We start from the raw sequence: 25,208 nt of genomic DNA, 5'->3' as shown, positions 1-25,208 counted from the left end.
CCATGGGTTTCAACTCTGGTTTCAATTCTCATGGAGAAAAAACACCCTCGGGCAACACAGCCATCGCTCCGTGCAGCTTCTTGCAGCGTTAAAACTCTTCTTCCGGCGGAAATAGCTTTGCCAGCATAGCATCCAGCTCATCCAGTGAATCATAATCCAGCACCAGCCTGGCCCTGCGGCGAAAGATATCCGCCGGTATCTGCTGGGCCACGTGAGATGCACCAGCCTCATCAAACGGTGATATCACCAATTTGCCGTGACCGCCCTGCCCCTCCTGAATATCGATGGGATAACCCATGGCCTCGGAGATCATTTTTTCATAGCGCAGGGTATCGCTGCTTTTTTCCACGGGCACCTTCTGCGGAGCCGGTGCCGAAGCGGCCACGGAGTTGACGGGAACCTCGTCATCCACAGAGAGATGACCGTGAATCCGGGCCAGCATCTGTTGATTCGACAACAGCTTGCGACTGAACTCCTCGGCCAGAGTCACTTGCCGCCCAGCCGGTAGGGTTAATAATTCCCGAGCGATGGTGTAGGAGATTTTGCCCTGTTGGGCCGCCTGCAGAACTTGCGGCTGCAAGCCCAACAAACGCCGGGCGTTGGCAATAGACGGCCGGCTGCTGCCGGTGTAATCGGCCAAGTGACGGTCACTGAGCGCAAACGACTGTTTCAAGCCTTCGATCACTCGGGCCCGAAAGACCATATCACTCTCCGGGTAGGCGTGATTGGGGTACAACATCAACCGGGCAATCTCGGCCGGTGAGAAATGCTCACTCTCCCCTACTCTTAGTGGAATCGTAGAATGCCGATTGCGCCGCTTTAGCGCATCCAGTTGGAAAGCCCCCAAAAAAACCTGAGCCAGTCCGTCCCGGGCAATCCCCCAAAAAGGCGCAATGCCCTCGGCCGCATGTTGCAGCTGGTCATCAATCAACTGGGCGGTTGCCTCAGAAACTTCTGGCATAGGGTAGAAGGGAGCCAGCTCACACTCGCCCACGGGTATTTGAATCACTTTAAAGCCTGGTAACTTATTGATTTTATTGATTTTCGGCATCTAATTATTACTGTCCTGCGGTCCCTTTGAGGCACCATCCTAACCGCTTAGGGAACAAAAAGGAACACAGCCGAGACCCTGCTCGAGCAGGCCCGCCAAAGAGCCTGTCAGCCCCCTCCCCCGACGCCGTGAGCGAGGGATTGTCTCGCTTGCGGTTTATCGGCAGAAGCGCTGTGGTTAAACACCCGATCACGTCTTTTCGAGACACTCAAAGCTTTCAGCATCCACTAAACTCGCCTGAGTGTAGAACCTCCCTACTTGTCGCTTTCTGCTTTCTGCTTTCTGCTTTCTGCTTTCTGCTTTCTGCTTTCTGCTTTCTGCTTTCCAGGACATTCTTATAAATACCTGAACGCTGGCCAAACGTCTGCCGCCAAACTCCTCTGACTTTAAAAGTAGTCTGGCGTGATGCAGCAGACACTCATAAAAAGCGTGGCCCCTCGTAACAAGGCTCAACGAGCAGAACCGCAGTTTCAGGTCTCACAAACGGCCTCTCAGACCAAGCCTGTGGGCCCCGCCTCGGCCATGGGTAACGCACCCATCCCCATCCAGTGAACACCGAGTCTTGCGCCTCCTACAACCTTAATGATTTGGACAACACCGCACAATCACACAGACCGATCAGCAGCATTGCCTGACCTCAAAAGCACCTTGTCACGTACCAGTCATTTTTACGTTAACGCCTAACAACGCTCATCCTATCAGTTGCGGTGGCAACACTAATGCATTGGCAATGATGTGGAGGCAGTACTGGCTTTTCCCACGACCCACGACGTCAACCGAGAGACATCACCTGAACGGATCAATGCGTCCATACCAGGGTCTCATCAGTGGCATGGGAAACCAAACAGCACGCCAGCTTTTACCACGCCCTTTCTATCTTGACGGCCAAGCCAGGAGCCAGGCCTTTGATACAAAGCCCGATTATCGTGCAACGTCCCATCGCGCGCCCATCTTCACTGCTGACGTGACACCGCAGGCTTTAACAGACAGTCCCAACATAGACGGTCCTAACGCGTCTCGACATTTCGCATGCGGCAGAATTTTGCGGTCGTCTGGCCCAGAAGCCGATGGTCGACACTTGCCACTTCCCGCACGACGATGCGCTCTCATTGCCAACATGCACATCGGTGTCTCCTAGGGAGACACGCCATCACTGCCCCGCCCTGTCTCCTGTCTCCTGTCTCCTGTCTCCTGTCTCCTGTCTCCTGTCTCCTGTCTCCTGTCTCCTGTCTCCTGTCTCCTGTCTCCTGTCTCCTGTCTCCTGAGGAGACACCAAACCAATCCACCGTGCTCTGCCACCACAGGCTGACACCCAGAAAAACCGCAAACCTAAATTCCCTGCCCAAACATGGCGAAATGATTCCGTAGCGCGTGGTTGGCACAACAAGGTTGTGCAAAGCGGCGGATTTATAAAAGCATACGGTTGCACCGCATGATAATACCTGTATATTTACAGCCGTATATCTTTTACCAACTGAGAGAGTCCGTATGTTCGACTATTCGGGAAAAATATTGGCTGTGCTGAACCAAAAAGGTGGTGTGGGAAAAACCACCGTGGCGAGTGTCATCGCAGAATACGCAGCCATTTACGAGAAAAAGGATGTTCTGGTTGTTGACCTGGATATGCAGTGCAACTCCTCAGATTATTGGGTCGGCATGGAAACTGCGCCGCAGGCGACAGGCGGACAACTGCCCCCCGTTCACCCGGACTACGATGGCGACGTCGATCTCGAAGAGCGCTCCAGCATCGCGGACATCTTTTTTGGCAAAGCGGTGTTGCCACACAATACCTTCATCAACAAAGACAACGCTTTCCAGGCCGACGTTGATATCATGGTCGGTCACCCGGCTCTGCTGGAACGCATTAACAGTGAATTTGATAACGCCAGCGGCAAAATCGCCACGGAAATCATCAACCGACTGGGTGACTTCCTGCACATGCAGGAGGTGGTCGACGCCTACGACCTGATCATCCTGGATACAGGCCCCAGCCGGAACCCTATTTTCCGGGCCGCCGTTCGGGCCGCTACCCACGCCATCATCCCTTTCGAACCCGAGGAAAAGAGTCTGCAGGGTATCAACGCCATGTTGCAGGTGATCCAGTCGGAGAACTTCTCCCGGGATGATGAGGATCAACTGGTACTGACCGGATTGTGCCCAAACAAAGTCCGAGCCAACACCAACATCCACCGTGGAACCCTGGGCATGCTGCAGGAAGAACTGGGCAACATCATGTTCCCCGAAGACATCTTTTTGCCGCAGTCCACCGCTTTCCCCGAACGTGACCTGAAAGGCATCACGCCACGCAGCATCTTTCAGATCAGCGCGGGGCATGCGGCCAAACAGAAGAGTATAGAAGTCGGGCAATACACACTCGCCAAGATTTTTGCCTCAGTTGCACCTACCGTAGCCTGAGCCAATATTCGGCAGTGATTGATTCGATATTGATTGACTGTATCACTGACTAAAGAAGTGTCTCCCAGGGAGACACTTCACAAAGAGCGTCCAACCACAACGCCGAGCAGGTGTCTCCTCAGGAGACACCCACAGAAAGGACAGAGGACATGGCTAAAAAATTTGGCGGTAAGCGCGCAGGCACCGGCAGCATCATTTCTGAGAGCAATACCGAGAATGCCGAGAAATGGGCCGGCGCAGCCAAAGCGCAGGTTGAAACCGCCCAGAAAGTGAAAGGGGTGCTGACCAAGACCATCCCGATCGATTACATCACCACCGACCCGGACAACCCTCGTAAACTGGCGGTTAACCAGGCCCAAGTGAAAGAACTGGCGATCAAATTCCCCATGGACCTGGACGCACTGTCCTCCGAGGATCCCAGTGATTGGCTGGAAGACTACGCCGAATTACTCACGCAGGAGAGCGGGCTCAGCGGCAAAGCGCTGGGGGATGTGCTGTCCATCGCGCAATTTGCCGCCGCGCTGAAAACCCCGGAACGAATGATCAACCCCATTACGGTCTGGCAGGATGAAAGCCAGTTTCACCTGATCGCCGGTGAACGGCGTTTTCTGGCGCATATCCTGCTCGGCGCCCGCAATATTGCCGCCCGTATCCAGCAAAACAACATCGCCCGCAACGAGATAGACGCCCTGCAATGGGAAGAAAATGTCCATCGCGAAAACATGAACTTGTGGGAAAAAATGGACCGGGTCAAAAAATTGCTGGAAGCCGGGGAGGGCGTTCAAAAAACCTCGGTCACCAAACTCAGTAAAATCATCGGTCGCAGCCGCGCCGAAGCACAGCGTTATCTGTCTGTGTTGAGGTACCCCAACAAAGCGCTGGTGATGGCGGTCGAAAAAGGCAAGATCACCGATCTCAAGCGCGCCGCCCAACTGGCACAAATGCCCGAAGAACAGGTCTTGTCCATAATCAATGGAGACAAAAGCGCCGTGCGGGAAACCAAGCCTGCCATCAAGCTGGCGCGCCACGCCAACACCCGCGGTTTGAGCAAGCTGCTACAGGCGGCCGCGATTCAGCTCAATGCGCAGGAACTGCTGGATGATTACGACCTCAACAAACAACCACAACTGGCGGCCGCTTTGGAAGCCCTCAGTGACAGAGCAGAACAGTAGGGCAGAGCAGTAATGGCGAAATTTACCCCCCCGCAAAAAAACAAAGGGCCGGTCAGGACCACCTTGCGAATCCCTGCTGGCATGCTCCTCAAAATGGATCAGGTCATGTTGAGAGAAGGTTACAATAAAAAGCAGCGCTCGCTTTGGATCGGAGAAGCCATCGTCAACCTGATCGATCGTGGTGATTTTCCCGGTTTGGTCGCAGAAGAATTCATTGTGCCGGGTTCCACCAAATCCATTCCCATTGCCCTCAGTGAAGACCTGGTCAAAGACATCGCCACCAGTCTAGGTCGCATCGAAGATGAAGAAGATACCCGCAAAGACCGCAGTGCTCTGATTCGCACTGCGATCATCCAGCGCATTATGGCGCAACAAGGGATGCAGCTGTCTCCTCAGGAGACAGGCTTACCCAAGGCAGATGAGCAGAGCCGCGCGCAACAAGAAGCAGAGGGCAAGGGCCAGGGAGAAAGTGCCGCATGACCTCGCTTTCGACAACCACCACACAACTCCCGGCCACCGATCAGCTTGACCTGTTTGTGGCGGACATTATTGATGTCGCCCCCAAGAGCGACATCAGCTCCATGGAATATCCGATTTTTGCCATCAGCTCAAAACCGGACCGGGAAAAATTCCGCTACGAAAACACGCAAACCGGCAACTGGATCGAAGTGATCCCCTCCGCCGATGGACGGGCCACCATTCATGACAAAGACCTGTTGATCTACTCCTTTGGTCAAATCGCCGAAGCGGCCAATCGGGGCCGCCCAACCACCCGGCGTGTAAAAATTACGGCTTACGATTATCTGATGACCACCAAACGTGGAACCGATGGCAAAGCCTATAAGGCCATCGGTGATACCCTGGCCCGACTGCGAGGCACCGTGTTCCGAACCAACATCAATGACCCGAACGGCAGCAAGAAGTCCAAAGGCGAAGTGTTCGGTCTGATTGATTACGGCGCTGCGGTCACCGACAAAAATGGTCGGCTGGAATATTTCGAGGTGGTGATCTCGGAGCAACTCTACCAGGCAGTGGCCAACAATCATATTTTGACCTACAACCGGGAATACTTCGGCTTGCGCTCACCTTACGATCGCCGGCTTTATGAGATTTGCCGCAAACACTGTGGCAATCAACCGATGTGGGATATCGGTCTGGAAAAGCTCTGGCGAAAATTTGGGGTAAGGTCCCCTTTGCGTGAGTTTCGCCGCAAAATAAAGGACGTCATCAAAAAACAAAGTGTTCCGGACTATTGTCTTCAATACGAAAGTGCGAAAGAAAGCGGTACCATCGAAAAGCTGATCGTGATGAAGGATCTGGACGGCAGTCTCAGAGAATCCGTACGCGAAATTTCACCCTGACCCCCATTACACAGCCCTTCGCCCCCGTCGTAAGAGCTTATTTCCCCCCCAAATAAAGCAATTTCTTCCCTCTCAGGGGCTATTTAGGCAGCTCAAGCCCAAATGGCCCCAAAAACCTCTTAAATTCCCCCTAAAAAGTCGCTTTTTTAAACGCCTTTATCCATTCGCTTCGGGTTTTTAACCACACCTCCATCGCTGCTTCGGGGTTTTAACCACACACGGGCTTCACCTACGTCATGGATTTGTGCAAATAACGACCACAATGGAGGTTGCTTCTGGAAAGGCTACCGTATGCTTTTAAACACACCCCGTATGCTTTTCGAAATTACCCCCTTCGGGGTTTTAAACACACATTGCAAAGGTGCACGCTGTGGATAAATCGCCAGAAAACGGTGCATATCTGTGTGCATAGAGCCGAGATTTGAAACACACGGTCATCGGGGTTCTGACCACACACCAAACGAGGTTTTGAACACGAACGCTCGGGGCATTGACCACGGTTAGTCGGGAGTTTAACCACACCACTTCGGGGGACTGAACACGCAAGTGCGCTACACTCCTAGTGCAGTAAGGACTGCGCAAACTGTAACTGTATAACTTTATATAACTCTCTATAACTTAGGTTCTATTAACGTTTATATAACTAAAACCTGATTAATCTGTCTAAATCTCCTGAAAAAAGCGGGTTTCTGGAATAAATAAAGATAAAAATACGTTGAAATTCCAAGTCGTAGAGAACACGCTTCCTGTTAAGGTAATTCAGGGTGCTCACAGCGACAAACAGCGCACTACTACAGACGCGTATAATCTCATCCACACTAACCAACCGGATTCAATGCCTGATGAATTTCGACTGGAATACAGAACAAAAGGCGTATCGAGAATCGATCCGAACCTTTATCAGAGAGACACTCCCCGAAAATTGGGAACATATCGCCCACGGTCCAGCCTCCAGGGAACAGACGGCCTTTGCCAGGGACTTTTGTGGAAAACTGTCCCAAGCAGGCCTGCTGGTGCCACACTGGCCCACGGAGTGGGGAGGCCGAGCCGCAGACCCCTGGGAAGCCTTCATCCTTGCCGAAGAGATGTGGATGGCCGGAGAGCCACGCGGTGGTCAGTACATGAATGTGAACTGGATCGGCCCAATTCTGATGCTGTTCGGGACCGAGCTGCAAAAGCAGACCCACATCCTACCAATGGCACGTGGTGAAACCTTGTGGTGTCAGGGCTTCTCAGAGCCGGAATCCGGCTCTGACCTGGCCAGTCTGCGAACCCGCGCGGTGAAAGACGGCGACAGCTACAAGATCAACGGTCAGAAAATCTGGACTTCCTACGCAGGCGATGCGGACACCTGTTTCTTGCTCGCTCGTACCTCGGAAGGTAAAAATGGCATTTCCATCTTCCTCGTGCCGATGAACACACCAGGCATCACGGTGCGCGATATTCCATCGATCATCGGTGAGGGAGACATTCACGAAGTGTTCTTCGATGATGTCGAGGTTCACGAGAAGTGGCGCCTGGGCGAAGAAGGCCAGGCCTGGGAAATCATCGGCCAGGTACTGTCTCTGGAACGTGTGGGGATCCCGCGTTTCTCTCTGGCGTCGAAGACCCTGCGCGATACAGTGGCTCTGCTAAAGCAGGAAGGTCGTTTTATCGGCGCTGCGGTCGATCAGGCTGCCAAGGCCCACGCCGCCTGCGAAGCCGCACGCTGGTACAGCTACTTCATCATCGACAAGCGTGCGAAAAACATTCAGGCCGGACCCGAGGCCAGTGTTGGGCGTTTCTCCACGGTCATTTGTGAACGACTGGTGAGCGAGTTTGTGGTTGAGCATGTACCTGAAGCCATCAGTGGCGTCCATCCGATGTTGTTGGCGCACCATCAGCGCGGTATTGTGGCCGGCATCGCGTCCGGTGCAGCGGAAATTCAGCTGAACATCATCGCCACTCAATTCCTGGAATTGCCGAGGGAGGCACGCTGATGGATCTGTCATTAAACGAAGATCAGCTCGCCGTAGAGGGCGCCATAGAAAAACTGGCCGAGCAGTTTGGCTCGTCACCTGTGGATTTTCACGGCTTTGCCCTGGTCAGTGACGACCTGGATCGCGAGCTGGAAGAGGGTGGTTACTTCGACATCGCCACCATTCCGGAAATGGGCGCTCTGTCAGCGGCGGTGTCCGTCGAGCGTCTGGCGCGACTGCCGTATACCGCCGAAGTTGCTCTGTCCATGCTGGTGCGGCCACATCTGGACATGGAATTGCCGCGCCCCTTCGGGGTGATCGAACAGGGCCGCCCAGGTCGCTTTGTGGCCACGGCCAAAACCCTGATCATCATCGACGACGACAAGGTCGGTATTGCCCATCCGACCGCCGATCAGGTGGAAGCCATACCGGATTCGCTGTTTGCCTACCCCATGGGGCGTTTGACCGAATCGCTGGAGGTGAAGTATTTGCCCGATGACGTCGCCAGCACCGTCAAAACCTGGATGCGCGTGGCTCTGGCCGCCGAGATGGCGGGTTTGATGCAAGCGGCGCTGGATTCCATTGTCGAACACGTCAGTGTGCGCAAGCAGTTTGGCCGTCCTCTGGGAGTCTTCCAGGCACTGCGTCACCGCCTGGCGGAATGCGCGGTACTGACCGGCGGCGTGCGCTGGCTGGCCCTCAAGGCTGCCTGGTCCGGTGATGCCGGTGATGCGGCTTTGGCCGCGTTGCACGCACAGGACAGCGCCACACGGCTGGTGTACGACATGCATCAGCTGAGTGGCGCCATGGGTATGACCCTGGAAATGGACCTGCACTTGTGGACCTATCGCATGAAGGCCCTGATGTCTGAGCTCGGTGGTCGCGGTGGTCAGGCGCAAGTGGTGGCCGCAGCCTGTTTCGAGTAACGGGGTTTTAAACACTCAGATTGTCCATGTGCCTGAGTGTTTAAACATCATAAAAAGGCGAACCGGGTTCAACCCGGTTCGCCTTTTTTGTTGTGAGCAACGATCAGCTCCAGTGCCGTTTTTCGACCTTCACATTCCCCTGCATCATCTCCCCGGTTGGGGTATCGATCAACGTGTGCGGAAAGCAGTTCTCTATCTCGCTGACCGCGTCTAAACCAGCAATCTGCTGTGCCGTAAACTGAACCTCCAGTGCTGCGACATTGTCTTCAAACTGTTCGAAGGTGCGGGCGCCGATGATCGGTGAGGTTACCGCCGGATTCAGCAGTGTCCAGGCGAGGGCAATTTGCGCCGCTGAACGATTCAGTTCTTGCGCCACCGCACACACGACATCCGCAATATCCAGCGCTCGCTCGGTGAGTCTGCCCGTTGCCAGGTTAATGTTCTTGCGCGAGCTCATGTCCTGAGTCTTGCTGTTCAGGTCGGCTCGGCGGTATTTACCGGACAGCACCCCGCCGGCGAGCGGGGACCAGGGCAGGACACCCAAGCCCATTTCCTGTGCCATGGGCATAAATTCCCGCTCCACCGTGCGCTCGGTGAGGTTGTAGGGGACTTGCAGCGCCACCAGCGGCGCCCAACCGCGCAAATCGGCAATGGCTTGCAACCGCGCCACCTGCCATGCCGGGGTGTCGGAAATGCCGACGTAAAGCAGTTTGCCGGCGCGCACCAGGTCGTCAAAGGCTCGCAGGATTTCTTCTGCCGGGGTGCGATTGTCCCACAGGTGCAGGTACAGCAGGTCGATGTAATCCGTGTTCAGGCGACGCAGGCTGTCTTCCACTGCCTGTACCATGTTCTTGCGCTGATTGCCGCTGGCATTGGGATCGCCAGGCCTCATGCTGAGGCTGAACTTGGTGGCGATCACGGACTGCTGTCGATGATCCTGCAGCAATTTACCCAGCATGCGTTCAGAGTCACCATTGGCGTAGAAGTTAGCGGTGTCGAAAAAATTACCCCCCAGTTCCCGGTAGCGACTGATGATCTTCTCGGCTTCGGCGTAATCGGTGCCCCAACCTTCTACGCCGAAGGTCATGGTTCCGAGGGAGAGTGGTGATACCCTGAGGCCAGATCGGCCCAGCAAGCGGTAGTGATCGAGCGAGGTGGCGAAGATAGGCTGAGGGTTATCCAATGTGGGCGACATGGTTTTTCTCTCGGGGACCGGGTCCCATGTGGTGAGCACTTACCAACCGTTGGCCGCAGGCGCTGTGGGTGGAGGCTTGTCCATTGACCTGCCTGGGCAGCCAGATCAGTGGACAAGGAATAGGTTTTATCTCGATAGTGCTTCTGGTGACAGGTATTTGGTGGTGGACCAGCCACCGTCCAGAGCGATGGTCTGCCCATTGATGTAACTGCCTTCCTGGGAGGCGAGGAAGAACACGGTGTTGGCCACGTCGGCAGCGGTGCCTTCGCGATCAAAAGGGGTTAATTCATGGTTGGTGCGCTGGAAGTAATCGCTTTCCCAGTAGTCATCGGTCATGTCGGTGCGGATCACGCCCGGGGCTACCAGGTTGGAACGAATACCTTGGGCACCGTAATCGGCTGCCAGTGCCTGGGTCATGCCAATCAGACCGGCCTTGACGGTGGAGTAGGCGCCACCGGCCATGCCACTCAAAACCCCGAAGACCGAACCGATGTTGATGATGGAGGAACCGGCTTGCATGCTACCCAGTGCCGCGCGGGCAAACCGAAACGGCGCCTTGAGGCTGGTGTCGATCACTTCATCCAGTGTGGCGTCATCGGTATCTTTAACCGGCGCCCACTTGCCGGCACCGGCATTATTGACGAGGGAGTCCAGCCGGCCGAAGGTCTCCATGGCGGCAGCCACGGCTTTCTCCGGTATTTGAGGATCGGTGACATCGCCCGCGACGATGGCTACTTCGGCCACGCCCTGCAAGTCTTTGGCGAGCTGCTCCAGCCGTTCCCGGCGTCGTGCCACGGCCACCAGATTCCAGCCACCTGCGGCGAAGCGACGGGCGATGGCATCACCGATACCGGCACTGGCGCCGGTAATGATGACGACCGGTTTTGAAGAATTTCCCATGTGAACCTCATTTTCGATTATTTTTTATTGGTATTGAACTGCCTGTGAAGTGGCACAACAGGGTTTATCTTATAAGGATTTTCGGGGCAGCTGGGCATTGGACGGGGTTTGGGAAGTCAGATTGCAGACAGGGTCATTAGAAGGGTCAGTTTTGGTCTACTCGGGGGGATTTGAAGGCGTGCACAGGCCTTGTGGGGGGCATTGGGGGTTACGGTATCGCCGGCGCTCGTGGATTTTTTGAGCGCCTAAAAAAGCCCCTGACTCGGGGAGTCAGGGGCTGTCGGGGAGAAGGCTTTAAGCGGTGGTGTTGGCCTGGCCTGCAGTACTGTTAGTGGCGCTGGTGCTGGCCGGGCTTGGTCTCTTGTTCTTGCCCCAGCCATTACCGGTGTCCAGAGTGCCAAACATCCAGTCGTAGAGCAGCGAGATGGTGGCGAAGTTACCGCTGGTGAAGCGCGAGTGATGCACGTGGTGCATGTCAGAGGCATACTTCAGGTATTTGAACGGGAAGCGGTCACTGTCCTGGCGATCGTGGTTGTGCAGGTTGATCTCAGAGAATGCAATCCACGTCAGGATCAAGGTGATGATGTGGAAATCACCCATGATAAAGCTCAGACCGAAAACCGTCCCGACATAGAGGCCCAGACCCATGGCTACTTCCAGTGGGTGGATGTAGCTGGAATCCTGGCGACAGGGGTTCTTCTGCTGGTGATGAACCGCGTGCACCCATACCAGTGGACCGCCGTTGTGGAACAGGAAACGGTGGGTCATATAGTAAAAGAAATCGTACACCATCAGGATGACGAAAATGTCGACAAAGTATTGCCACCAGGCCTGAGAATCTGTGGTGATGACGAAAGGTACGATACACAGGTAGATGATCGCGATAAAAAACGAGCCCCACTTCTTGTTCCAGGTCTGGTTTTCCGTCCAGTAGGTCCTTTTCGATTTTTGATCCACCACGGTCTGGTTGAGATCGGCAATCTCTTTGAATCCACCGAATCGGCTCAGAACCTGACTCAGCAGCATGGGAATACCCATCACGCAGACAGCCATGATCAGCGACAACCAACCTTCGTACTCGGCAACCAGGGTGGAAAAAATTGATGTGTCCATTTTAAGCGTAACCTCTTGTTATCGTCATCAGGTGTTGAGCCAGTGATCGTGTCCCGGCAACACCCAGTTTTTTGAGTAAAAAATCCGTCATTGTTTTGATGGTTTGGGGGAGACTCGCGCCATCCAGTTGATAGGCGACCTGGTTGTAGAGATCTGCCAGTATCGCTTCCAGTTGCCCATAGGCGTCTTCGCCCAGTAACCTCGATATCTTTTTTTCCAGCGCCCTGACCTGGGTGATGGATTCCTGTACCAATCGTTCTCCCTGTGCCGACAAGCGCAAAACAATCTGCCGTTTGTCATTCGCGTCGGCTTCACGGATCAGGTAACCGAGCGTTTCCAGCTCGATGGCCATTACCGCCGCCGCCTGTTTGCTGATGCCGATGACCGAGGCGATGTACTGAATCCGTCTTGGCTCACGGCTGATCATGCCGAGAATCTGGCCAACATTTGTGCGCAGGCCTTCAAACCCCTGGCTGATCATTTCCTGTAGCAGGGCCTGCCGCAGGTGCGTGGTCAGTGCCTGCAGCAAGATGTTCAATCGGGTAGGCCTGCCGTGGCCGATGCCATCGGACAACCGTTCCAGTGCGGGGTAGGAACGCAGCTCGATGCCCAACCCCTGGCAGGTTTGTTCGAGCAGACGGACCATCTGATCCATGCGCTCACTGCCCAGTTGTTCGGCCAACCCCTGTTGCACTTCGGCGGTCACACGGGAACCGTCTTGCAGTAACTGCCACCCTTTGTCCGACAGCGAGAGTAATCTGGAGCGGCCGTCTTCGGGGTTTTGACGCCGTTCAACCAGGCCCAGCTTCTCCAGCTCTTTAATCACTTTGCTGCAGGCTTGTTTGCTGCTGCCAACTCTGGCGGCCAGCTCGCCCGGCGAGATATCGCGCTCGGCCAACACCGGAATATAGCGCTCATAGGTCATGCTGAGCTTCGGGTAGCGGTTGCTGGCGGTTAGCTTGTCCAGCGTGTCTTTCACCACAAAGTGAGTGACCACCATCAAATGGGCAATCAGGCCATGACTGATACCGGGCGATCCGCTGAGTTTGGGTGTGCTGCCTGCGTTCATGGGGTAATAGTAGTCAATAATTGTCATAAAGGTCAATCATGGTTTACTAAATTTTACTTTCCGCTCTGAGGCTTTTCGCAGGCTGAAAAAATAGCTCTTTTATTTCAGTGGGTTAGGTCGATTTAGGGAGGATCGGTAAATCGTTAGGGCAGCCATTTGAGGCGGGTAAAGCCAGCAAGGGTGGGGGTAAATGGTGTTCTGAACGGCTGGTGTCCTCGTCTCAATCGACGCTGGCGGGGCTCGCTCAGAAATCTGCGTCATCTGTATATAGATTCACACGACCAGTCGGGAATTGGGGTTGGGCTTCTGTGTAGACTGAATTCAATGCTAATGATTCAAGTGAATTCGATGCTTTGAGGCCGGGTTCACTGCTGCAAAGCGATAACAATAAACAGGAATGCTTTCATGTCGTTTGAGTTGAACAAAAGACTGGCTGCCAGACGCGATCCCCTGCCCACAGCGGCGGAGGTCGACCCCGTCACCGCCAGTATCATTCGTGGGGCGCTTGAGACTGTGTGTTTTGAGGCCGCGACTCACCTTGGGCGTGCAGCGTCCTCGCCCATCATCAATCAATCCAACGAGCGTAATGCCAGTATCATTGATGCCAATGGTCGCCTGGCTCTGGGCTCCATCGGCACGCCGCACCTGACCTTTGTCACGCAGTTGACGGTGCGCTACGGCCTGGAAAACCTGGACGATTATGACTGGGGGCCGGGCGATGTGTTTCTCGGTAACGATCCCGATTACGGCGGTGGTCACCTGCCGGACTATAACGTCTATGCGCCGGTGTATGACGATCACGGCGAACTGGTATTGGTTCAGGCGCTGCAGGCGCATCAGGGCGACACCGGCGGCAAGGACCCCGGCGGCTTTACGCTGGAAGCTACCGACATTTTTACCGAAGGGCTGGCCATTCCCTGTGTGAAGCTGGTGCATCGCGGTGAAAAGCGCAAAGACATCATCAAGCTGATTGAGCGCAACAACCGCTTTGCGACCTTTTCCGGCGACTTGGCAGCCATGATCAGTGGCGTGCAAATGTCCGTGCGCCTGTTGCAGGAGATCATTCGCAAGTGGGGCACGGACGTGGTGAAAGCGGCCGTGAATTACAACATTGAGCACACCGAAGCCCGCTTCCGGGAAGAGGTGGCCAACTGGCCCGATGGTACCCACGAGGCCACGGTGTTTATCGATCACGACACCCAGGGCACCAAAGACATCAAGGTGCACCTGAGTTGCGACATCAAAGGGGATCAGCTCACCGTAGACCTCACGGGCACCGACGACCGTCAGGAGCTGGTGGGGGTCTGGAACACCTTCGGCAACAGCCGCGGCTACATCATGACCCAGCTGGCGGCCATGGTGGATCCGGCGATCATCAAGAACGAAGGCCTGTTCAACGCCGTCGACATCATCATCCCGGAAAACTGCATTGCCCATCCGCCACCGAATAAACCGGCGGCCCTGGGTTCCTTCCACCCCGCCTGTGAAATCACCGAGGCGGTGTGTGTGGCTTTGTCCGAGTTGGTACCCGGCCGCGCGGCACCGCAAGTCTATAAAATCGGTATGCCCAACGCGGTGATTGGGTTTGATCAACACGGGATGTGGATGGATCAGGGGGTGGATGCTCGTTCCATGGATGTCTCCGCCGTGCAAGGCATTGATGGCTGGGGCTCCTGCCCGGCGGCGCTGGGTAATCTGTTGCTATCCCAGGCCGAAGATGCCGAGAGCCGTTTTCCGATCATCAACCTCAGTCGGGAAATGACCACCGACGCCGGCGGTGCCGGGCAGTGGCGTGGACAGCCTGGCAGCCTCAATGTGAAGCAGGTACTGGAGCCCACCTCGGCCATGGCGTGGATGGTGTCGGCGGCGCATCCGCTCAGAGGCATGTGTGGTGGAGACGATGGCAGCTCCTACACCAACCACTTTGAAGTGGGCACGCCCAATGAATACCAAATTGATCTGGCGGTCAGTGCCCAGCTGCCTGCAAACGCAGTGATCGCTTACCAACACGGGGGTGGTGCCGGCTTTGGACCAGCCTGTCTGCGCGATCCGGAAGCGGTAAAAGAGGATGTGTTGGACGAATACGTCAGTCTCGGCGCCGCGCGCGATAAGTACGGCGTGGTGCTGACGGGCACACTGGAAGAGTACGACCTTGAGGTGGATTTTGTCGCCACGACAAAATTAAGAGAAGCCATGAAAGCCGCAATCACAAAGCATAAATCAGCCGAGACGGCTCGGGGTGCAGGACAATGAGTTATCGAGTAGGCATTGATATTGGTGGCACCTTCACCGATTTTGCCTTATTGAAAGGCGAGCAGGTGATCCTGCATAAAAATTTGAGTACGCCGGCGGATCGTTCGCTGGGCGTGATGAACGGACTGCAGACCCTGGCCGAGAAAGAAGGCCTGACGTTAAGCGATTTTCTCGGTCAGTGTGACGCCATTGTTCACGGCACCACCGTGGCGGACAACACCCTGATTGAAATGAACGGCGCCGTCACCGGTCTGATCACCACCGAAGGTTTTCGCGATGAAGTGGAATACCGCCGGGGGTTTAAAGAAGACATCTGGGATGTGCGTCTGGAACCGCCCAAGCCAATCACGCCGCGCCGTCGTCGTTTGACCGTTCCTGAGCGGGTGCTGTTTGACGGTTCGGTGCACAAAGCCCTCAACGAAGACGCGGTACGGGAAGCCTGTCGTCGCCTGAAAAAGCAGAACGTTGAGTCTGTGGCGGTGTCGCTGTTGTTTTCTTTTGTGAGTCCCGTCCACGAATTGCGTGTGGCGGAAATCCTGGCCGAAGAGCTGCCCGGTGTGCCGGTGTCTCTGTCCCATCAGGTGTTGCCGCGCTCGCCAGAATACGATCGCACCAGCACCACGGTGGTCAACGCCTATGTGGCACCACGGGTCACCGACTATCTGGAAAAACTGGTGTCGCGTTTGCAGGAGGGCGGTTATCGCCACCAGTTGATGGTGATGCAGGCCAGCGGCGGCGTGATGACCAAAGAATACATCGAAGGGTCACCGATCCGGGTGCTGGCCTCTGGCCCGGCCGGTGGCGTGATCGGTTCTGCGCATGTGGGAGGCGCCAAGGGTTTCGAGCACCTGTTGTGTGTGGATATGGGTGGAACCTCTTACGACATGTCTCTGGTGCTCAATGGCGCTGCGCCGGCGGTGGCCGGTTGGAACATGCATCACCGCAATCTGGTGGGCGTGCCCATGGTGCAGGTGGAAACCCTGGGTGCCGGTGGCGGCTCTATCTGTCATGTGAAAAACGGAGAGGTTCAGGTGGGGCCCGCCTCGGCCGGGTCTGAACCGGGCCCGATCTGCTACGGTAAGGGCGGGACGCAACCGACGGTGACCGATGCCCTGTTGATGCTGGGCATGCTGTCGGTGGATGCCGAATTTGCCGGCGGCAGTTTTTCGCTGAGTGCGGAAGGCGTTAGCGAGGCATTTCAGGCCATCGCCAATGACATGGATGCTGTCGTGGGTGTGGACTACGGTCCGGAGGACGCCGCCTTTGACTGCTGGCGTTTGGTGAATGCCAATATGATTCAGGCGGTGCGGCGCACGACTGCGGGCAAGGGCATCGACCCGAAAGACATGGTGATGCTGGCCTACGGCGGCAACGGACCGGCGTTTGCCGCGGTTCACGCCGATGCCTTGGGCATTCGCAAAGTGCTGGTGCCGAAAGCCTCGCCGACTTTCTCGGCGCTGGGCACACTGGTGGCCAAGCCCAGCATCGACGAAGAGCGCTCCTTTACCTGTTCAGCGCAAGCGCCGGACCTGGACAAGCTGAAAACCCTTTGGCAGGAATTGGGTGAGCGCGCAGCGAAATACTTTGCTGACGCCAATTTTTCGCTGGATAAGGTGAGCGCCAACTATCAGGTAAACATGCGCTACCGCGGCCAAAACTGGGCCTTGACCTTCGATATGCACAGTGCGCCGGGGCTGGATGACCTGTCTTTTGTCGATGACAGCCTCGGGGCCAAAGCCCTGGCGGCCTTTAACGAGCGACACATGCAGGAATTCGGTCATGTGCGGGAAGGGGAGTTGCCGGAAATCATCGGCGTGCGCTTGAAGACCACGGTGGATACCCCTGCACCCATCGTCTCGCAAGGCTTTAACGCCACGGCGGTGACAGCCACACCGCCGAAAACCCGTCGCGCCAATTTGGGCGAAGGCTTTCAGCCAACCCCGGTGTTCCGGGGCAGCGATCTGGTACCGGGCTGTGTGGTCACCGGCCCGGCGATCATTGCGGAAACCTTTACCACCATTGTTGTGTACCCCGGGTGGACGGCTCGCGTTGACGACGCGGGTGACTATGAAATGTTTCGGTTGTGAGATACCTCGATTGTGAGGCGTCTCTGTCAGGCCGCTGAGGTCAGGCCTCTTGGTTGTTGCTCAGTCGGTAATGCTTGGGTGTCTGACCGGTCCAGCGCTTGAAGGCACGGCCAAAGCTGCACTGCTCGGCGTAACCGAGTTTGGCGGCCACGTCGTCCAGGGTCAGGTGCTCCTGGGTGAGATAAGACTTGGCCAGCTCAACCCGCTGGTCCTGCACAATGTCAGAGAATTTCAGGCCGGCATCGGACAGCTGGCTTTGTAAGGTACGCACGGACATGCCCAGTTTTCTGGCGCAGCGTTCAACTGAACAGTTGTGGGATTGCAGGGCACCGCGCACGTAATCCTGAACCCGCTCAGGGTTGGATTTGCGAGAGGCTTTTTTGACCTGGTCGAGATAGCCACCGAGCAGGCTGGAGAGCAGGTTGTTGGCGCTGGGGACTTGTCTTTCCAGCAAGGCGCGGGGGAAGGCAATGGCGTTATCGGTGCGGTTTTTGTTGAAGTGGCAGCCGAGGCTTTTCTCCAGTATCGGGATGTCCTTGGAGCGGATGTCCACCGAGAGGTTGATGTAGCTGGGCTTGAACCTGAGTCCGCCGATCTGGCGCAGGAGTTTCATGATCAGCACCGCCGCCTGGTAGTTGGCCTGGTCGTTGATGCCCAGGTTATTGCGGACCCCCCAGCGGAGTTCGGCAATATCGTTTCCTTCCACCAGCTCCAGCTGGATGGTGGGGGAATGCACGACCGGCATGTACTCGATAAAACGCTGAATGGACTGTCGCACCCGGGACGATGAGCGACACAGGGCGGTGATGCAACCGAACACATCCGGTTGTTGTAACTCGGCCAGCCGCAACCCGAAGGTGGGGTCATTAAAGGAGCTGCTGCAGTACTCCAGCAGATTGACCAGCGATTGGCACTCAATGTGGTTGTCGGGATCGCGGGCCAGCCAGGGATCGATGTTGTGGCGCTCCAGAATCTGCCGCGGGTCCTTGCCGATCTGTTCGGTCAGGTAGGCAAAACCTGAGAGGTTGGCACAGCGCATCTGGTGTTCCAGGGGCATGGAATCCAGGGGGCCATCAAGTGTGAAAAAGTGGTTGTCGCCCATGATCGGAGTACCTCGCTTGCTGTACCGGGGATGCCGGTGGCAGCCCCAGTGAATCGAGGCCACTGGACTGTCGTTATTATGTGTGGCTAAAGTTGTTTGGCAAGTGTACAACATTGTTGTCTTAGCTTGAAGGATCTATCCCGTCGCAGTAACAGAGAATAAAGCGCTATTGGGTCTGTGCAGTGACGAATAAGCCGAATTATAAAAACGAACGGTTAATAAGCCAGGCCACAAATAAGCCGGACTATAAAAAGCTGAACTATAGCGAAACCGAGCTACAGCGAAACCGAACTACAGCAAAACCGAACTACAGCAAAACCGAACTACAGCAAAACTGAATTACAGCGAACAGGAGAACAACGTGAAAACGCTCGAAGAAATGAGAACCGAAGCCAAGCAGTGGATTCGCTACGAAAAAGACGTTGCCAACCGCATTGCCACCATCACCTTTGACCGGGTGGACAGTCTCAACGCCACCACCGCCGGCATGCGCCAGTACTATGCCGAACTGGTGTTCAAGGCCAACATCGACGACGAGGTGAAGGTGCTGGTGATTCGCGGCGAGGGCAAGCATTTCGGCACTGGTGGTGATCTGCCGGAACAGGCGGATTTCTACAAAGGTGACGGCGAAGACATCTCCCTGTTGCACGAGTTCGGTATAGATGATCCTGACGTCAAATACCCTCCGAGGGATTCCTTCCGCTTTCTGCACGGCATGACCGACCACTACGCCAAGGCGGCGGCGGGCAATCGCCCACTGCAGGAATTCAAAAAAGTCAGCATCGTGGAAACCAAAGGCTACTGCTACGGCTGGCATTTTTACCAGGCGGCCGATGCGGATCTCGTAGTCAGCAGCGATGACACCTTGTTTGGTCATCCATCCTTCCGTTACGTCGGCTGGGGACCGCGGCTGTGGACCTGGATTGAAACCATCGGTCTGCGCAAGTTTTCCGAAATGCTGTTTACCGGCCGGCCTTTCACCGCCGAGGAAATGGATAAGTGCAATTTCATCAACAGCGTGGTGCCTTTGGAGCAATTGGAAGAAGAAACCAAAAAATACGCCATGGGCTGTGCCCGTACCCGCCCCACCGATGTGGTGCAGATCCAGAAAACCTTCATTGAACTTTACAAGCAGCATCGCGGCGAATACATGGGCAGCATGCTCACCGGACTGGTGGAAGGCCTGTTGCCGGTGGTGAAAAATGACCGATCGACGGATGTGGCCTTTGGCGCAGAGACGTTTGAAAAGGGGGTTAACAACGTGGTCAAGGATATGGACATGGAATACCCCCCCGAGTGGCGTTTGCAGGGCTCTAACCGCAAGAAGCCTTAACCGCAAGCAGCCGTGATCGGTGAACGTGTGTTACCCACACGTGTGATGAGCGGCAATGATAAACAGACATAACGCTTGAGCGTGAATCGCAAGCGTATTGATAGTGATTAGGAAACGTTGAACGTGACTGCATTAACAGCAACGAAAATCCTCGAACTGACCAACAGCGTGAGCGGAGAATACTGCGGTAAGCTGTTGGCGGATTTTGGTGCGCAAGTTATCAAACTGGAAGACCCGGTGAACGGCAGTCCGACCCGGCGTATGGCGCCGTTGGCGACAGCAGGCGCAGACCCGGAACGCAGCGGACTGTTTGCCTACCTTAATACCAACAAGCGCTCTGTGGCTTGGGATGTCCACACGGACGTGGGGCTGACCACGTTAACCCAGTTGCTGCAACGGGTCGATGTGGTGATCACGGATCGCCCGGTAGACGGATTAAAAAGTATCGGGCTTGACCCGGATACCCTGGCAACAAAGTTTCCGCGTTTGGTGGTGTGCTCCATAACGCCCTTTGGCGCGGAGTCTGTATCTGAACCTGAGTCAGGGCAACCACTTCACGCAGAAGACCTTAATGTGTTTCACAGCAGTGGCTGGGGTTTTCACACGCCCAGTGCTGCGCAGATCAGCCGCCCGCCGCTCAAAGGGGCGGGGCGGTTTCTCGCCAGTTACGAAGCCGGACTGGAAGCTGCCATGTGCACAGTGTCGGTATTGTTTGAACGTGAAACGTCGCAGCTGGGTCAGTTCATTGATATTTCCACGCAAGCGGTGCTGGCCTCGCGTGCGGACTATGTGTTGGGGCAGATGATTGCCGGTGACATGAACGTCAGCAACGATCGCACCGCTTACGACCTGCATGGCCCGGCGGACATCTACGCCTGTGCCGACGGCTTTGTGTATATCTGGATGTCGGCACCCGCGCACTGGGAAGCCTTATCAAAAATGCTGGGAGCGCCAGCCTGGATGGAAGATTTCCCGGGCAATTGGCTGGAACGTGACTGTACGCCAGAGCGGGTGGCAGAATGCCGACAGCATGTGGGTGAGTGGCTGAAAACCCAGCACAAGGCCCAGGTCGCCGAGGACGCGCAAACCCTGGGCCTGATTTTGGTGCCGGTGAATAACCCCGCTGACTTGTTGTCATCGCCACAATACCAATACCGCGAATTTTTTACCGAACTGCATCACCCTGTGCTGGGCGCCGTTGATTACCCCACGGTGCCTTACAAACTCAGTAAAACACCGGCAACACTGAAATCACCAGCGCCTTTGTTGGGTGAGCATAACGTCGTGTTGGGAGAGCTTAACGCTGAAATACTGGCCAACGGATCCACCGCGGAGAGGAATACCTGATGAGTACGATGAAGCGCGGCGGACCGTTAGAAGGGGTGCGGGTGGTTGAGTTGACCAAAGTCTGGGCGGGCCCCTACACCGGTAAACAACTGGCGTTTCTCGGCGCCGAAGTGATCCGGGTGGAGAGTCTGGGTTCGCTGGATGTGACGCGGGTTTACGGCGTGGATGACATCAATAATGCGCCGGGCTTTAAAGCGGTCAATCCACAAAAGCTGAGCGTACAGATTGATATGAAAACCGAGGCGGGCATCAAATTGCTGCTCGACTTGCTGGCCGAAGCCGATGTGGTGGTGGAAAACCTGCGGCCCGGAGCGGTCACTCGCTTAGGCTTAGGCTATGAGCAGGTGAAAGCGGTAAACCCTGACATCGTGTATGTGTCCATGGGCATGTACGGCAGCGAAGGCCCGCTCAGTTACCAAACCGGTTATGCCCCGTGCTTTGCGGCACTGGGTGGCTTGAGCAGTCTGGTGGGTTACGAGGGCGAAGCTCCGACCGGGATGAACATACGTTACGCCGATTCCACCTTTGGCACCACCGCGGCGTTTGCCACCACAGTGGCACTGTTGCACCGTCGTCGCACGGGCGAAGGGCAGTTTATCGATGTGTCCGCGGTGGAATCCATGACCAGTATGATTGGCGATGCGGTGATGGATTTTACACTCAATGGCAAGGTGGCGGCCTGCGATGGCAACCGCCATGCAGAAATGGCGCCTCACGGTGTGTTTCCTTGTCAGGACGGCGAGTGGATCAGTATTGCCGTGACCGACAATGTCGCCTGGCAGAGGCTGGTTAACGCCATGCAGGCGCCCGAACTGGCAGAGTATGCGAGTCTGGCCGATCGCAAAGCCCGTGAAGATGAACTCGAAGCGCGTGTGTCCGCCTGGACCTCAACCCAAAAAGCCGAGAGCCTGGCCGAACAATTACAACAGTGTGGCGTGGCCGCCAGCAAGAGCCTGAGTTCTCTGGACCTGATTGCCAACCAGCAGCTGTGGCTCAGGAGGTTTTATCAGCAAGTCAGTGATCAGCACGGGCAGTCCCGTTCGATTTTAGGGCCTTCGTGGAAGATGTCCCGTATGGCGTCGGTGGTCGATGATGCTCCGGCACTGGGGCAACACAATGACTATGTGCTGGGTGAGATACTGGGATTGACCGAGCAACAGCAGCAGGAATTGGCCGCCGCTGGCGTAACCCGATAAACACGAGGTTAACCAGGGCATCGGGTGAAAATCCTGACACCCGGAGCGAATAAACAATAACAAACAGGCATAACAATAACTAACCCCCTTAAATAATATGCAACCGCGAGAGAGGTACAGATATGTCAGAAACATTATTTGCCTTCGATAAAAACAACTATCAGGACTGCCAGCAGGCCTACCGTGGTGGTGACAATCAGGAATACTACCTGGGCGATTACTCCATAGAAGCCGGTTCCATCATAGATGTCAGGGCGGAAAAAAAATCGGTGGGCCCCAGCTCCATCATTCGCTTGTGTTCGAAAACACGGTTGAGCTTTAAGCGCTCCTGGCACCACATTCGCAAAGATGCTACGGATGTAATCGTGTTGTGGTTTGTCAAGCAGGGCAGCCTAACCATCTCCCATTCCGGAGAACACGGTGTGGCGCACGCGGGTGATTTTGCCATTACCAAGTCCATGACACCGTTTGCCATTGAGTGTTCTACGGATGAAGACGAAATGCACGATGTCCTGCATGTATTGGTGCCTTCGCATGTGTTTCGTGAATTCATTCCCCAGGATGTGACCACCGGATTTACCGTACCTGCCGGTGGCCAGATGTTTTCACTGATTGAACATATGCTGACCGGCGTGTTGGAGAATAACGGTGAAATTCAGCCCAGAACCGAACAGTCTCTATTAAACAGCGCCCTGTCTTTACTGGCGGACTCCATTACCGGTTATGACAATTTAATCAGAGAGCGCCAGAGCATTGCGGAACAGCGACTGGAAACCGTACTGCGTTATATTGAGATTCATCTGTCGGATCCAAAACTGAGCACCTCCATGGTGTCAGAAGCCTGTGGTATTTCTCCCCGTTATTTGTCCTTTTTACTCAAGCAGCAGGGTACGTCTTTTTCTGAACACATCTGGGATGAGCGTTTGAAGATCGCCAGCCGCTGGCTGGCAACGTCCAAGCCCAGCGACATTTCGATTGCAGAAATTGCGTTTCGTGTGGGCTTTAAAAGCCCTGCGCATTTCAGTCGTATGTTTAAGCGCGTATTTGGTAAGGGGCCGCGTGAATACCGTGCCGATGCCCTGACGAATGGAGAAAACGTTCACTCTGATGCTGCGCTCAACCCACCCTCTGTGAACAAGGCACCCGTCAAGGCTGCGTCTGTTCAGCCTCAGTCCCCTGAGCGGGCGTCGTCAGCCGCAGACCTAAACGAAAGTAAAACCGAGTTTTTTATGGGCAATAGTGCCGCTACCCTGCAATAACGGCTAGCAGGCAATACAGTCAAACAGTTATCAGGCAATACATTTAAACGGCTACGTGGTAAAAATTTTTCAATATAACTACTGGCAATCAATAACACAGTTAACAACGAGATTGACATAATGACTACCCAAGAAACACAAGCACCGACCTCCAGCGGCTGCCCATTTACCGGCCGTCAAAAAGTGGCTCTGGAAGAGACGTCTCTGACCGATCCGATCATTCAGGCCAATCCACGGGACTTTTACTGGACCATGCGTACCGAAGATCCAGTGCATTACGATGAAAAACTGGGCATGTGGTTGGTGACTCGCTACGACGACATCGTCAAGGTGTTGCGCGAACCACTGCTGTTTTCCGACAAACAGGGTTACGAGGCGCAATACGCCAGTGGCTTTTTTGAAGAGTTCAAACAGATTCTGGAGAGCCAGGGCGGCGGCTATTTTCCCGATGTGATCAAGAGTGATCCCCCGGAGCACACGCGCATTCGCAAGTTAATGGACGGTGCTTTTTCGGCCCACCGAGTGAAAACTCTGGAGCCTGGCATTACCCGTATTATTGCCGATCTGGTGGATCAAATTGCCGATAAGGCTGATAAAGGTGAAGTGATTGACGGCGTCAGGGAGTTTGCCATTCCCCTGACAATTTCCGTGATTTGCGAGCAACTGGGTATTGATCAGTTTAATGGGGAGAAAATCTCCCGCTGGTCTGAAGCCATTACCGCCCAGATTGGCCGCATGCAAAATCGTGAAGAAATGGTTGAAAATGCGAAGGAAATTTGTGATCTGCAGAATTTCATCACCGAGCAGATGCAGGATCGTGAGGTCGATCCAAAGGAAGATATGATTTCCGATCTGGTGCACGCAGAGCTGGACGATGGCAGCAAGCTAACGTTTGGTGAAGCCGTTTCCCTGGTGCGGGCGCTGATCATTGCCGGCAACGACACCACGGCGACGGCGATCACCAACTTGCTGTTGATCCTGGCTACCCAGCCCGAGTTGGCGCAGGAGCTTTACGACAATGTCGAGGACGACAAGTACCTCAACCGCTTTGTCGAAGAGCTGCTGCGATTTGCCCCGCCGGTTCGCGGGTTGGCAAAAATGGCCACCGAAGACACCGAACTGGGTGGGCAACAATTGCCGAAGGGTGCACACCTGTTGGTGATGTATGCCTCGGGCAACGACGACGAAGAAAAGTTTGAATGCCCCCGACAGTTTGACATGGGGCGTAAAAACCTGGGCTCTCACGTGGCTTTCGGCGTGGGTGTGCACCGCTGTATCGGTGCCTCGCTGGCACGTATGGAAATTAAAGTCGCGGCCAAAGAGTTGATTAAGAAAGTTCACAACATTCAGCTGACGGTGCCGGTGGCAGAGCTGAAGTATCAGAAAACCGTAGCCACACACGCGATTGAGGCATTGCCGATCACGTTTACCAAACGCTAAGTCAGATAATCATAAGAATTTGGAGGTACAC

19 protein-coding genes are annotated in these 25,208 nt (G+C 55.3%); 13 read left to right on the top strand and 6 right to left on the bottom strand.

All coding sequences use genetic code 11. The features are described from left to right. Window positions 1–88: 88 nt before the first annotated feature. Window positions 89–1,051 carry a hypothetical protein gene (locus G8770_RS10205; protein ID WP_167185753.1) on the bottom strand — a complete coding sequence of 321 codons (963 nt, stop codon included), beginning with the start codon at window positions 1,049–1,051 and terminating at the stop codon, window positions 89–91. Window positions 1,052–2,539: 1,488 nt separating this feature from the next. Between G8770_RS10205 and G8770_RS10200 the strand changes: the two genes are divergently transcribed. From G8770_RS10200 to G8770_RS10175, 6 genes are all read left to right on the top strand, one after another. Further along, window positions 2,540–3,466 carry a ParA family protein gene (locus G8770_RS10200; protein WP_167185750.1) on the top strand — a complete coding sequence of 309 codons (927 nt, stop codon included), beginning with the start codon at window positions 2,540–2,542 and terminating at the stop codon, window positions 3,464–3,466. 149 nt (window positions 3,467–3,615) lie between these two features. Then, entirely contained in the window at window positions 3,616–4,638 is a 1,023-nt protein-coding gene (locus G8770_RS10195; RefSeq protein WP_167185747.1) for a ParB/RepB/Spo0J family partition protein, read from the top strand. A gap of 12 nt (window positions 4,639–4,650) precedes the next feature. Then, window positions 4,651–5,118 carry a hypothetical protein gene (locus G8770_RS10190; protein ID WP_167185744.1) on the top strand — a complete coding sequence of 156 codons (468 nt, stop codon included), beginning with the start codon at window positions 4,651–4,653 and terminating at the stop codon, window positions 5,116–5,118. Then, window positions 5,115–5,999, top strand: coding sequence for a replication initiator protein A (locus G8770_RS10185; RefSeq protein ID WP_167185741.1), 885 nt, complete (start codon window positions 5,115–5,117; stop codon window positions 5,997–5,999). Before G8770_RS10190 ends, G8770_RS10185 begins: the two co-directional genes overlap by 4 nt. An 842-nt stretch (window positions 6,000–6,841) precedes the next feature. Then, window positions 6,842–7,978 carry an acyl-CoA dehydrogenase family protein gene (locus tag G8770_RS10180; RefSeq protein ID WP_167185738.1) on the top strand — a complete coding sequence of 379 codons (1,137 nt, stop codon included), beginning with the start codon at window positions 6,842–6,844 and terminating at the stop codon, window positions 7,976–7,978. Then, window positions 7,978–8,883: an acyl-CoA dehydrogenase family protein gene (locus G8770_RS10175; protein ID WP_167185735.1), complete on the top strand. Its 906-nt coding sequence runs from the start codon at window positions 7,978–7,980 to the stop codon at window positions 8,881–8,883. The genes G8770_RS10180 and G8770_RS10175 overlap by 1 nt, the downstream gene beginning before the upstream one ends. A 103-nt stretch (window positions 8,884–8,986) precedes the next feature. On the opposite strand, the gene G8770_RS10170 is transcribed toward G8770_RS10175, so the two are convergent. The 4 genes from G8770_RS10170 to G8770_RS10155 all read right to left on the bottom strand — a co-directional run bounded on the left by G8770_RS10170 (window position 8,987) and on the right by G8770_RS10155 (window position 13,187). Then, window positions 8,987–10,078: an aldo/keto reductase gene (locus G8770_RS10170; RefSeq protein WP_167185732.1), complete on the bottom strand. Its 1,092-nt coding sequence runs from the start codon at window positions 10,076–10,078 to the stop codon at window positions 8,987–8,989. Window positions 10,079–10,204: 126 nt separating this feature from the next. Continuing rightward, window positions 10,205–10,978 carry an SDR family NAD(P)-dependent oxidoreductase gene (locus G8770_RS10165; protein ID WP_167185729.1) on the bottom strand — a complete coding sequence of 258 codons (774 nt, stop codon included), beginning with the start codon at window positions 10,976–10,978 and terminating at the stop codon, window positions 10,205–10,207. Window positions 10,979–11,272: 294 nt separating this feature from the next. Beyond that, a complete protein-coding gene (locus G8770_RS10160; RefSeq protein WP_167185726.1) occupies window positions 11,273–12,091 on the bottom strand; it encodes a sterol desaturase family protein in 819 nt (272 codons plus the stop codon). Window position 12,092: 1 nt separating this feature from the next. Further along, window positions 12,093–13,187: a MarR family winged helix-turn-helix transcriptional regulator gene (locus G8770_RS10155; protein WP_167185724.1), complete on the bottom strand. Its 1,095-nt coding sequence runs from the start codon at window positions 13,185–13,187 to the stop codon at window positions 12,093–12,095. A 378-nt stretch (window positions 13,188–13,565) separates the two neighbouring features. Between G8770_RS10155 and G8770_RS10150 the strand changes: the two genes are divergently transcribed. Together G8770_RS10150 and G8770_RS10145 are read left to right on the top strand one after the other, a co-directional pair. Next, the gene (locus G8770_RS10150) at window positions 13,566–15,413 is read left to right on the top strand and encodes a hydantoinase B/oxoprolinase family protein (RefSeq protein ID WP_167185722.1); all 1,848 of its coding nucleotides are present in this window, start codon (window positions 13,566–13,568) and stop codon (window positions 15,411–15,413) included. Further along, entirely contained in the window at window positions 15,410–17,500 is a 2,091-nt protein-coding gene (locus G8770_RS10145) for a hydantoinase/oxoprolinase family protein (RefSeq protein WP_167185719.1), read from the top strand. The genes G8770_RS10150 and G8770_RS10145 overlap by 4 nt, the downstream gene beginning before the upstream one ends. Window positions 17,501–17,540: 40 nt before the next feature. Here G8770_RS10145 and G8770_RS10140 read toward each other — a convergent pair whose 3' ends face one another. Further along, window positions 17,541–18,602, bottom strand: coding sequence for an AraC family transcriptional regulator (locus G8770_RS10140; RefSeq protein ID WP_167185716.1), 1,062 nt, complete (start codon window positions 18,600–18,602; stop codon window positions 17,541–17,543). A gap of 361 nt (window positions 18,603–18,963) precedes the next feature. On the opposite strand from G8770_RS10140, the gene G8770_RS24545 reads away from it, so the two are divergent. The 5 genes from G8770_RS24545 (at window position 18,964) to G8770_RS10115 (ending at window position 25,177) form a co-directional block, all read left to right on the top strand. Beyond that, window positions 18,964–19,935, top strand: a complete 972-nt coding sequence (locus G8770_RS24545; protein WP_208022180.1) for an enoyl-CoA hydratase-related protein — start codon at window positions 18,964–18,966, stop codon at window positions 19,933–19,935. Window positions 19,936–20,058: 123 nt separating this feature from the next. Next, a complete protein-coding gene (locus G8770_RS10130) occupies window positions 20,059–21,282 on the top strand; it encodes a CoA transferase (protein WP_167185713.1) in 1,224 nt (407 codons plus the stop codon). Beyond that, window positions 21,282–22,478: a CaiB/BaiF CoA transferase family protein gene (locus G8770_RS10125; protein ID WP_208022179.1), complete on the top strand. Its 1,197-nt coding sequence runs from the start codon at window positions 21,282–21,284 to the stop codon at window positions 22,476–22,478. Before G8770_RS10130 ends, G8770_RS10125 begins: the two co-directional genes overlap by 1 nt. A 122-nt stretch (window positions 22,479–22,600) precedes the next feature. After that, on the top strand, window positions 22,601–23,737 hold the full coding sequence (locus tag G8770_RS10120) for a helix-turn-helix domain-containing protein (RefSeq protein WP_167185710.1): 1,137 nt from the start codon (window positions 22,601–22,603) through the stop codon (window positions 23,735–23,737). A 120-nt stretch (window positions 23,738–23,857) separates the two neighbouring features. Further along, complete coding sequence (locus G8770_RS10115) at window positions 23,858–25,177, top strand: cytochrome P450 (protein WP_167185707.1); 1,320 nt, start codon at window positions 23,858–23,860, stop codon at window positions 25,175–25,177. Window positions 25,178–25,208 lie beyond the last annotated feature (31 nt).

This window comes from Pseudomaricurvus hydrocarbonicus (assembly GCF_011602365.1).
In the GTDB taxonomy this organism is placed as follows: Bacteria; Pseudomonadota; Gammaproteobacteria; order Pseudomonadales; family Cellvibrionaceae; genus Pseudomaricurvus; species Pseudomaricurvus hydrocarbonicus.
Note: the sequence above shows the minus strand (reverse complement) of the source record. Positions and strands in the feature narration are given on the sequence as shown.